At 59.7% G+C, this 7,896-nt stretch carries 9 protein-coding genes; 6 read left to right on the top strand and 3 right to left on the bottom strand.

All coding sequences use genetic code 11. The features are described from left to right. The 3 genes from ACR0E6_RS16890 to parC all read right to left on the bottom strand — a co-directional run. Positions 1–91 (bottom strand): GTP-binding protein (locus ACR0E6_RS16890; RefSeq protein WP_215675807.1); only part of this gene is annotated, 91 nt, incomplete at its 3' end. A 115-nt stretch (positions 92–206) separates the two neighbouring features. Further along, on the bottom strand, positions 207–797 hold the full coding sequence (locus tag ACR0E6_RS16885; RefSeq protein ID WP_170737700.1) for a hypothetical protein: 591 nt from the start codon (positions 795–797) through the stop codon (positions 207–209). A 96-nt stretch (positions 798–893) separates the two neighbouring features. After that, positions 894–3,242, bottom strand: coding sequence for a DNA topoisomerase IV subunit A (gene parC, locus ACR0E6_RS16880; protein ID WP_480585401.1), 2,349 nt, complete (start codon positions 3,240–3,242; stop codon positions 894–896). Positions 3,243–3,457: 215 nt separating this feature from the next. On the opposite strand from parC, the gene ACR0E6_RS16875 reads away from it, so the two are divergent. The 6 genes from ACR0E6_RS16875 (at position 3,458) to ACR0E6_RS16850 (ending at position 7,877) form a co-directional block, all read left to right on the top strand. Continuing rightward, on the top strand, positions 3,458–4,105 hold the full coding sequence (locus ACR0E6_RS16875) for an SH3 domain-containing protein (protein WP_480585398.1): 648 nt from the start codon (positions 3,458–3,460) through the stop codon (positions 4,103–4,105). A 68-nt stretch (positions 4,106–4,173) separates the two neighbouring features. Beyond that, on the top strand, positions 4,174–5,001 hold the full coding sequence (locus ACR0E6_RS16870) for an SDR family NAD(P)-dependent oxidoreductase (RefSeq protein WP_480585395.1): 828 nt from the start codon (positions 4,174–4,176) through the stop codon (positions 4,999–5,001). Positions 5,002–5,081: 80 nt separating this feature from the next. Then, positions 5,082–5,285: a twin transmembrane helix small protein gene (locus ACR0E6_RS16865; RefSeq protein WP_170454604.1), complete on the top strand. Its 204-nt coding sequence runs from the start codon at positions 5,082–5,084 to the stop codon at positions 5,283–5,285. Next, complete coding sequence (locus ACR0E6_RS16860; protein ID WP_170454606.1) at positions 5,286–5,858, top strand: cob(I)yrinic acid a,c-diamide adenosyltransferase; 573 nt, start codon at positions 5,286–5,288, stop codon at positions 5,856–5,858. It abuts the gene before it with no gap. 331 nt (positions 5,859–6,189) lie between these two features. Further along, on the top strand, positions 6,190–6,948 hold the full coding sequence (locus ACR0E6_RS16855; protein ID WP_170454609.1) for an electron transfer flavoprotein subunit beta/FixA family protein: 759 nt from the start codon (positions 6,190–6,192) through the stop codon (positions 6,946–6,948). Then, complete coding sequence (locus ACR0E6_RS16850; protein ID WP_170454611.1) at positions 6,948–7,877, top strand: FAD-binding protein; 930 nt, start codon at positions 6,948–6,950, stop codon at positions 7,875–7,877. The genes ACR0E6_RS16855 and ACR0E6_RS16850 overlap by 1 nt, the downstream gene beginning before the upstream one ends. Positions 7,878–7,896: the final 19 nt, after the last annotated feature.

Genomic DNA, 7,896 nt, shown 5'->3' with positions numbered 1-7,896 from the left:
CTGCGGTCAGCGTGGTCTTGCCGTGGTCAACGTGGCCAATCGTGCCGATGTTGACGTGCGGTTTTGTACGCTCAAACTTTTCCTTTGCCATTCCTCAGGCGCCCTTTTGCGATTTGGGGGACCCTTGGTCCCGTGGTTACATCTGCGCGCGCGAGATATTTGGTTCACGGGGGAAAATCAAGCACATCCTTGGGGAAATGCACCGATCACGCCGGATTTTGCGTAACCTCGGTGGATTCGAGCGGTTGGATCAGGTCTGGGCGCTTGTCGAACCAACCATTGTCCCTGTGTTCCTCGGCCAGCCATTCCTCGACCCGGTCGGCCACTTTCAGGGCCAGACCGCTCATCTGTTCTTCCTTGGTCCGCTCATTGCCGGACCCTTTCAGCGCGCTGCCTCCGGTCGTGTCTTCAAGAACCTGAAACTGCTTGGCCTTGGCCAGAAATTCTTTCTTGTTCACGTCGTAGACATTGACCAGCACAATCGCTGTGCTTTTGGGGTTGTAGATGACCGGAATGCCCGGAGGGGCCAGCATGTAGCCTTCGAGGCTGATACCGATGTCGTAATCCTGCGCGCCCTCATAGCGACCCAGCCGGATATCCACCGCGTTCTGAATCGCATCTTCCCATTCCTGCGGCGTGGCATCGCGCGAGACCGGGCCCTGCTTGGCTTTCTCGGCAAACGCGTAATTCACCCGCAGCTTGAACTCGCCCAGCGACTCGGGTTCTTCATAAACCTGCGTCTGGGTGCACGCGCCCATCAGGGCCAGTCCGGTGATCAACGTCAGAATGCGAAGCATGGTTTTGTCTCGATAGGCCTGTTTTCTTTGATCTAGCGCACCGATACGGGTTGTGCCAAGCCGTATCGGCAGAAATCCACCCGAGACCTGTTCAGATCACGAGAACTTATAGTCGCGCGGGAACCCGTAAGGCGGCTTTTTCCCGACGCTGGCGCGTTTTGCCAGCCATTGGGACATATCGGCCTCGTGCCGTGTCTTGTCGCCGCCCATGGACCATTTCAGGCCCTCTTCCCAGTTGAAGGTGGTGATGTCCGACAGGCCGCCATCCAGTTCCAATGTGCCCTGCCGACCGCGCGCCATGTTGTATTTCTGCAGGCGCACGCCCTTGCCGCGGGTCATCTCGGGCAGTTCTTCCGCCGGGAAGACCAGGAACTTGCCATTCTGAGACACCACGGCTACGTGATCGCCTGCGACCGGCTTGCAGATCATCGCTGTTTCGTCACCTTTGACGTTCAGCACCTGTTTGCCGTTCCGTGTCTGCGCCAGCACCTCATCCTCTGGCACCATAAAGCCGTTGCCTGCATCCGAGGCCACCAGCAGCTTGCGCCCCGGCTTGTGGATCAGAATGTCGATGATCTGCGCCTCGTTCGGCAGATCAACCATCAGGCGCAGTGGTTCGCCCATGCCCCGCCCGCCGGGCAGGTTGGCCGCGCTGACCGTATAGAACCGTCCGTTTGAGGCAAAGACCAGCAGGCGGTCGGTTGTTTCCGCATGGAAGATGAAACGCGGGCCGTCGCCGTCTTTGAACTTCAACTCGCGCTTCAGGTCGATATGGCCGGTCATGGCGCGAATCCAGCCCATCTGAGAGCAGACGACCGTGATAGGTTCGCGGTCGATCATCGCCTCAAGCGGCACTTCCTCGACCTGTCCGGCCTCAGCAAACTGAGTGCGCCGCGCGCCGCCTTCGTAGTCTTTACCGAAGGTCTTTTTGGTCTCTTTCAACTGCTCGGCGATTTTGGCCCATTGCAGGGCGGGATCGGCCAGCAGGTCTTCGAGGTTGGCGCGCTCCAGCATCAATTCGTCACGCTCACGCACCAGCTCCATCTCTTCCAGACGGCGCAAACTGCGCAGACGCATGTTGAGGATCGCGTCGACCTGAACCTCGGACAGTTCCCCCTCGCCCGGTTTGGGCGTGACGTAATCAGACTCGTCGGTGGCGCGAACATGATCAATACCCCAATCCTCGCGCATCAGCGCGGCTTTGGGGTCGTCGTCATAGCGGATGATGTCGATCACACGATCAAGGTTCAGGAAGGCGACGATAAAGCCCTCCAACACCTCTAACCGATGGTCGATCTTGCCCAGACGGTGACGCGAGCGGCGGATCAGCACCTCTTGCCGGTGATCGAGGAAGGCCCGCAGCACTTCCTTCATCGAGCAGACCTTGGGCGTTACCCCGTCGATCAGCACGTTCATGTTCAGGCTGAACCGCACCTCGAGGTCCGAGTTGCGGTAGAGCATCCCCATCAGCACCTCGGGGTCCACGTTTTTCGAACGCGGCTCAAGGATCAGGCGGATGTCGTCGGCGGATTCGTCGCGCACATCGGCGAGGATCGGGATTTTCTTGGTCTGGATCAGTTCCGCGATCTTTTCGATCAGCTTGGATTTCTGAACTTGATAGGGAATCTCGGTGACAACGATCTGCCATTGACCGCGGCCGAGGTCTTCGACCTCGAACTTACAACGCAGGCGGAAAGATCCACGCCCGGTGCGATAGGCCTGCGCGATATTCTCGGGCGGTTCGACAATAACGCCGCCGGTCGGGAAATCCGGGCCGGGCACGTAGTTCAACAGCGTGTCGTCACGGGCATCCGGCGTCTTGATCAGATGCAGACAGGCATCGCAGAGTTCCGAGATATTATGCGGCGGAATATTCGTTGCCATACCCACCGCGATACCGCTGGCCCCGTTGGCCAGCAGGTTCGGGAACTGCGCAGGCAACACAACCGGCTCGGTCAGCGTCCCATCATAGTTGTCGCGGAAATCAACAGCGTCCTCGTTCAGACCCTCAAGCAGCGCCTCGGCCACGATGGTCATCCGTGCCTCGGTGTAGCGCGAGGCCGCCGGGTTGTCGCCGTCGATATTGCCGAAGTTCCCCTGCCCGTCGACCAGCGGGTAACGCACGTTGAAATCCTGCGCCAGACGCGCCATCGCGTCATAGATCGCAGCGTCCCCATGCGGGTGATAGTTGCCCATCACATCGCCGGAAATCTTGGCAGATTTCCTGAAACCTCCGGTTGCACTGAGTCGCAGCTCTCTCATCGCATAGAGGATTCGCCGATGAACCGGCTTCAACCCGTCCCGCGCATCCGGCAAGGCGCGGTGCATGATGGTGGACAGCGCATAGGTCAGATAGCGCTCACCAATCGCGCGGCGCAGGGGTTCGGCTACCTCACCCCCGTTATCGGGAGCCTCCATATTGGGGTCGTCGATCGTGTCATTCATACATGATGTGATACGACGCTAGGCCGTCTGGGTAAAGCAAGCAGAGTGCATTTTGCTGGGGACAAGTCGCGCTTTTTGCAACAGGGGGAGACAAGCTGGTGTTTTCCCCGAATTTTCGACTCGGCCACTCAATTATGGTACCATCCCAACAATTGGATGATTGCTGCCAAAATTTTTGTTCTGTTGTTGTAACGATTGACCTTGGGGGATGCGCCATGACGCGCCTGATACTGATTACTTTTGCCGCACTCGGCTGGGCCTTTTACGTGATGAGCGACGGTCCTGATTTCGAACCGCGTGGATTGCGGGCCGATAATCCGCAACGCATGGCGGCGGCCTTCCAGCCAACCCCCGAACCCAAGGCCCCGGCCCCAGTTGAAGATCTGGTAACGCAGGTCAGCTTTGCCCCTGAACCGGCTGTGGAACCAGCGCCTGCGCTTGATGCCCTGGCTCAGCCTGAACCGGCCCTGACCGAGGATGAGACCAAAGCCCTGTTGGCGCAGGTTGCTGCGGGGCTGCAGGCCAATCCGTCGCTGTTTGAAGACCAGACCGTGACGCTGGCACTGGCGTCTTTGGAAGACGGCATAACCTCGTTGCAACAAGTCGCAACCGACGCCGACCCCGAGGTCGTAGAGGTGCCGGTGCTGACTGAACCCGCAAAAGACATCCGGGAAATCTCGGGTACGCGCGTCAACATGCGTGACGGGCCCGGAACGATCTATCCGATCATTGGCAAGGCCCGGATCGGCCAAAAGGTCGAAGTGCTGAGCGAGTCCGGAACCGGCTGGTTGCGCCTTCGCGTGTTGCCCGGGCAACAGATCGGATGGATTTCCGCATCTCTTGTTCAAAAAACCCAAGACTAAGGTTGCCCGTCATTGTCCTGCCCCAATGCCCGCCATAGCTATTGGTGACATTCTGGGGCGGGATTCTCATGCAGAAATCGATTCTCATTACCGGGTGCTCATCCGGCATTGGCCTTGACGCGGCACACGGTATGCGTGCGCGCGGCTGGCGGGTTCTTGCCTCGTGCCGTCAGCAACGCGATTGCGACCGGCTGCGCGCCCAGGGGTTCGAAAGCCCCAGAATTGACTATCAGGACGCCGATAGCATCAAGGCCGGTCTGGCCGAGGTTCTTTCGGCCACCGGCGGCACGCTGGATGCGCTGTTCAACAACGGCGCGCACGGGCTGCCCGGCGCCGTCGAAGACGTTCCGACAGATGGTTTGCGCCATATCTTTGAAGCGAATGTATTTGGCTGGCACGAGCTGACACGCGAGGTGATTCCCGTCATGCGGGAGCAGGGGCATGGCCGGATAGTGCAGTGTTCGTCGGTTCTGGGACTGGTCGCGTTTCCGTGGCGCGGGGCTTATGTCGCGACCAAATACGCGATTGAAGGCCTCAGCGATACGCTGCGCCTTGAATTGCGGGGCACCGGTATTCGGGTGATCCTGATTGAACCAGGCCCGATCACCTCGAAGCTGCGGGAAAAAGCTATCCCTGTCTTTGAACGGTTCATCGACTGGGAAACCTCGGCGCTGCGCGAGAAATATGAAGAAACGCTGCTCAAACGGCTGTACGAAAGCTCGGGTCCAGATAGGTTCGAACTTCCGGCATCAGCCGTAACGGCCAAACTCGCGCACGCGGTTGAAGCGCGCAGACCAAAGCCCCGATACTATGTGACCACACCCACCTATATCGCCGGATACTTGCGTCGGATTCTGCCGACCGCGGCGATTGACCGGATTCTGTCCCGCATCTGAGACGAAATTACTGGTTCGCTTTTTGATCTTGTGGGGCTAGATCAGGTCCAACGAAACTAAAACGCAGACGGTGATACCTGATGGACCTATTGATGGTCGTTTTGCTTCTGGCCATGGCGGCGGTGGTCGTCGTGCTGACCCTTGGCATCGCGAATTTCGGCAAAGGCGGCATGGCGGCTGCAAAGAAAAGCAACAAGATGATGCGGCTGCGTATCCTGTTTCAGTTCATTGCCGTCGTTTTGATCCTTCTCTACGTCTATCTCAGCGGACAGGGAGCGCAGTAAATGGTCGTACTCAACAAAATCTACACCCGCACAGGCGATGACGGTAAGACTGCGCTGGGGAACGGAGAACGTGTCGCCAAATACTCTGGGCGTGTGGCGGCCTATGGCACCGTGGACGAGTTGAATTCCTTTGTCGGCGTGGCGCGGACCGAGGCTGATGGTCCAACCGATGCCGCACTGGCCCGAATCCAGAACGATCTGTTCGATCTGGGCGCGGATTTCTGTCGCCCCGATATGGAAAAGGATGCCGAGGCCGATTACCCGCCCTTGCGCATCGCCCCGGCCCAGATCGACCGGCTGGAGGCCGAGATCGACGCGATGAATGCCGATCTGGAACCCTTGCGCAGCTTCATTCTGCCGGGCGGATCGCGTCTGGCGGCCCAATTGCATGTGTGCCGCACCGTGTCACGCCGGGCCGAGCGGCTTGCCGTTGAACTGACAAACATGGAGCCGGTGAACGCGGTGGCCGTCAAATACCTCAATCGCCTGAGCGACTGGTTCTTTGTCGCCGCACGGTGCGCCAACAACAACGGCAAAGACGACGTCTTGTGGGTTCCGGGCGCGAACCGCTGAAAGCGGCGAAACGTCCAGTGGACGTTCTGGCGGCCGGAAGGGCAAAGCCTAGGGCTCAATCCCCGCAGGCACGAACGAGCGTTGCCCCGTAACAGGCTGAGACCCAGTTGTTTGACGCCACGACATGCCTGATCCCGCATGCTCAAAAATCGGCCCCACCCCGCACTGTTATTTTCCGCCGTGGCGTCAAAAATTACGAAACGCGACGTCCCGAGCCCCTGACGTGACGATTTTGCCCTGTTGCACCGTGAATTGAGACGCTATTCAGTCGTCCGAGAGCATTGGTGGAGTCGCGTTGCGACTTACCGTTTTTGTGAGGAGAAAGCGCAAAATGAAGGTACTCGTGCCTGTCAAGCGCGTGATTGACTATAATGTGAAGGTCCGCGTGAAAGCGGACGGTAGCGGTGTTGATCTCGCCAATGTCAAAATGTCGATGAACCCGTTCGACGAGATCGCGGTGGAAGAAGCGATCCGCCTGAAAGAAGCGGGCAAAGCTGACGAAGTGGTTGCCGTTTCGATCGGCGTCAAGCAGGCGCAGGAAACCCTGCGGACCGCGCTGGCCATGGGTGCAGACCGCGCCATTCTGGTTGTTGCCGCCGATGACGTCCATCAGGACATCGAGCCGCTGGCCGTCGCAAAGATCCTGGCCAAAGTGGTCGAGGAAGAGCAGCCCGGCATCGTTCTGGCGGGCAAGCAGGCGATCGACAACGACATGAACGCCACCGGCCAGATGCTGTCGGCCCTGCTGGGCTGGTCGCAAGGCACCTTCGCGTCCGAACTGGATATCGAAGGCGACACCGCCAAGATCACCCGCGAGGTTGACGGCGGTCTGCAGACCATCAGCGTCAAGATGCCGACCATCGTGACCGTTGACCTGCGCCTGAACGAGCCGCGCTATGCGTCGCTGCCCAACATCATGAAGGCGAAGAAAAAGCCGCTGGACGAGAAAACCGCCGCCGATTACGGCGTCGACGTCACGCCGCGTCTGGAAATCGTCAAGACCGAAGAGCCGCCGGCACGTGCCGCAGGCATCATCGTAGGCTCGGTTGACGAGCTGGTCGGGAAACTCAAAGAAGCGGGGGCTGTGTAATGGCTGTTCTTCTTCTGGCTGAAGTCAACAATGGCGAGCTGTCGCTGGACGCCACCGCCAAGGCCGTAGCCGCCGTCAAGTCGCTGGGCGACATCACCGTTCTGGCCGCTGGCGGTTCCGCTGCCGCAGCTGGTGAGGCTGCTGCAAAGATCGACGGTGTCTCGAAGGTTCTGGTTGCCGAAGACGCATCGCTGGGCCACCGCCTGGCGGAATCGACCGCAGCCCTGATCGTGTCGCTGGCCGACGGTTACGAGCACATCGTTGCCCCTGCGACCACCGACGCCAAAAACGTGATGCCGCGCGTTGCTGCGCTGCTGGACGTGATGGTGATCTCGGATGCGTCCGGCGTGGTTGACGGCTCGACCTTCGAGCGTCCGATCTATGCGGGCAACGCGATCCAGACCGTGAAATCGAACGACGCCAAGAAAGTCGTCACCATCCGCACCGCGTCCTTTGACGCAGCGGGCGAAGGTGGTTCGGCATCGGTTGAAACCGTTGCGGTTCCGGGTTCCGAAGGTCTGTCGTCCTGGGTTGAGGACAAGGTGGCCGAGAGCGACCGTCCGGAACTGACCTCGGCTGGCGTTGTTGTTTCGGGCGGCCGTGGTGTCGGCTCGGAAGAGGACTTCAAACTGATCGAAACGCTGGCCGACAAGCTGGGCGCGGCGGTTGGTGCCTCGCGCGCGGCGGTGGACTCGGGCTATGCGCCAAACGACTGGCAGGTGGGTCAGACCGGTAAGGTTGTTGCCCCCGATCTGTATGTTGCCGTCGGCATCTCGGGCGCGATCCAGCACCTGGCGGGCATGAAGGACTCGAAGGTCATTGTTGCGATCAACAAGGACGAAGAAGCGCCGATCTTCCAGGTCGCCGACTTCGGACTGGTCGCCGACCTGTTCCAGGCCGTGCCGGAACTGACCGAGAAACTCGGCTGAGCAAAGACCCCAGGTCTTT

The organism is Ruegeria sp. AP12, assembly GCF_056540025.1.
This window is presented reverse-complemented; position numbering and strand designations above follow the sequence as displayed.

What these genes read in the sequence shown, in the direction of transcription:
- parC (WP_480585401.1), bottom strand. Translation starts at nt 3,242, where the DNA reads ATGAATGACACGATCGACGACCCCAATATGGAGGCTCCCGATAACGGG.
- ACR0E6_RS16850 (WP_170454611.1), top strand. Translation starts at nt 6,948, where the DNA reads ATGGCTGTTCTTCTTCTGGCTGAAGTCAACAATGGCGAGCTGTCGCTG.
- ACR0E6_RS16865 (WP_170454604.1), top strand. Translation starts at nt 5,082, where the DNA reads ATGGACCTATTGATGGTCGTTTTGCTTCTGGCCATGGCGGCGGTGGTC.
- ACR0E6_RS16860 (WP_170454606.1), top strand. Translation starts at nt 5,286, where the DNA reads ATGGTCGTACTCAACAAAATCTACACCCGCACAGGCGATGACGGTAAG.
- ACR0E6_RS16875 (WP_480585398.1), top strand. Translation starts at nt 3,458, where the DNA reads ATGACGCGCCTGATACTGATTACTTTTGCCGCACTCGGCTGGGCCTTT.
- ACR0E6_RS16870 (WP_480585395.1), top strand. Translation starts at nt 4,174, where the DNA reads ATGCAGAAATCGATTCTCATTACCGGGTGCTCATCCGGCATTGGCCTT.
- ACR0E6_RS16885 (WP_170737700.1), bottom strand. Translation starts at nt 797, where the DNA reads ATGCTTCGCATTCTGACGTTGATCACCGGACTGGCCCTGATGGGCGCG.
- ACR0E6_RS16855 (WP_170454609.1), top strand. Translation starts at nt 6,190, where the DNA reads ATGAAGGTACTCGTGCCTGTCAAGCGCGTGATTGACTATAATGTGAAG.